General features: G+C 45.3%; 1 protein-coding gene and 1 pseudogene. One reads left to right on the forward strand and one right to left on the reverse strand.

Features of this window, described 5'->3' with window-relative positions; all coding sequences use genetic code 11:
* Positions 1 to 101 (forward strand): photosystem II reaction center protein J (locus F6K53_RS43825; protein WP_293087092.1); only part of this gene is annotated, 101 nt, incomplete at its 5' end.
* A gap of 834 nt (positions 102 to 935) precedes the next feature.
* Here the strand turns inward: F6K53_RS43825 and F6K53_RS43830 are convergent.
* Positions 936 to 1,206 (reverse strand): annotated as a pseudogene (locus F6K53_RS43830) (CPBP family intramembrane glutamate endopeptidase); the annotation flags it as partial.

Genomic DNA, 1,206 nt, shown 5'->3' on the forward strand with positions numbered 1-1,206 from the left:
TTCCTTTATGGATAGTTGCCACTATCGCTGGTACTGGTGTCCTCGTAGTGGTTGGTCTTTTCTTCTATGGTGCCTATGTGGGAGTTGGTTCTTCCATGTAAGGTTGACCGATTTCTCTGATTAACAGGAACCTGTAATTTATCACCAACTATAATTTCCTGATTTAGTTGGTGATAGGTTTCCATTATAACAAGGTTTTGAAACCTAAAAAATCCTTGAAAGGCTTAAAGCCAATAGGGTTTTATGCCTTTTGTTGTGGGCTAGCCACAGGTGCAACCCGTAGTCAATTTTATGCTTAATGGGTTAAGCGCACCTAATAATTCATGCGGTTTTAACCCGTGATGATGTCAATGGTAGATCCGACCATAATCTCTGATATGGTTGTGAGTAATTTGCCTCTTGTTTCAATAGGATAATCGCTGGTTTAACATGAGCTGGCGGTATTTTTTTTGGTCATTAGTTGCTAAGACAGCCTGCCGGATATAGGAGTCTGTTGAGAGGTTTAAAGCCAATTTAAAACAGCTTAAATTTTTATCTAATCGAGGGGGTCTGGGGCAGCGATAAGACCCGCGCTATATCCGATCTTGTTAGCGCCGGGATACATGGGCCTCACAGGGGTAGGTTTTTTTCATTAGGGTCAAACATGGGGCGACCCAGAGGGAGAAGAAAAGGAAAACAACGAAAAAGCGGTGCAGCTTCGGAACAGGGGGTTTCCCCCACTCGCGCTTTGCATCAAGACAATGATGATTTTTAGCGATGCAGCTTCGGAACAGGGGGTTTCCCCCAAGACCGCGCTGCATCGCTTTCTTATCCCCCACACCCCACACCCGGTCACCCCACACCCCACACCTCACGTCTTTGTTAAAAACCTACCCTTATGAGGATACATGGGCTCCCCTAGGTTAATTGAGGGGATGTCACCAAATCTTAACCAGCTAATTCGGCAACATCAGTAATAATAAAGCCCCAACTCCCAATAAACAAAGAAGACCAACTATCCCAGCTAACGGTTTTCCTCCCAAACCCGTTATCCATATTGGTCCACTGCCTGTGTAAGCAATTAATTCAGCTGAGTCCAAGCAAGTTAAACCCCAAATCCAACCAGCATGTAGTCCCCATGCTAAACCCAGACTGCCTCCATCCACCCAACGGGCTAGGACTAATACCATTCCCATTAGCCATAATCCTGGTAACTGAGGGATAGTA

The sequence above is a fragment of the Moorena sp. SIO4A1 genome, from assembly GCF_010672065.1.
Classification (GTDB): Bacteria; Cyanobacteriota; Cyanobacteriia; order Cyanobacteriales; family Coleofasciculaceae; genus Moorena.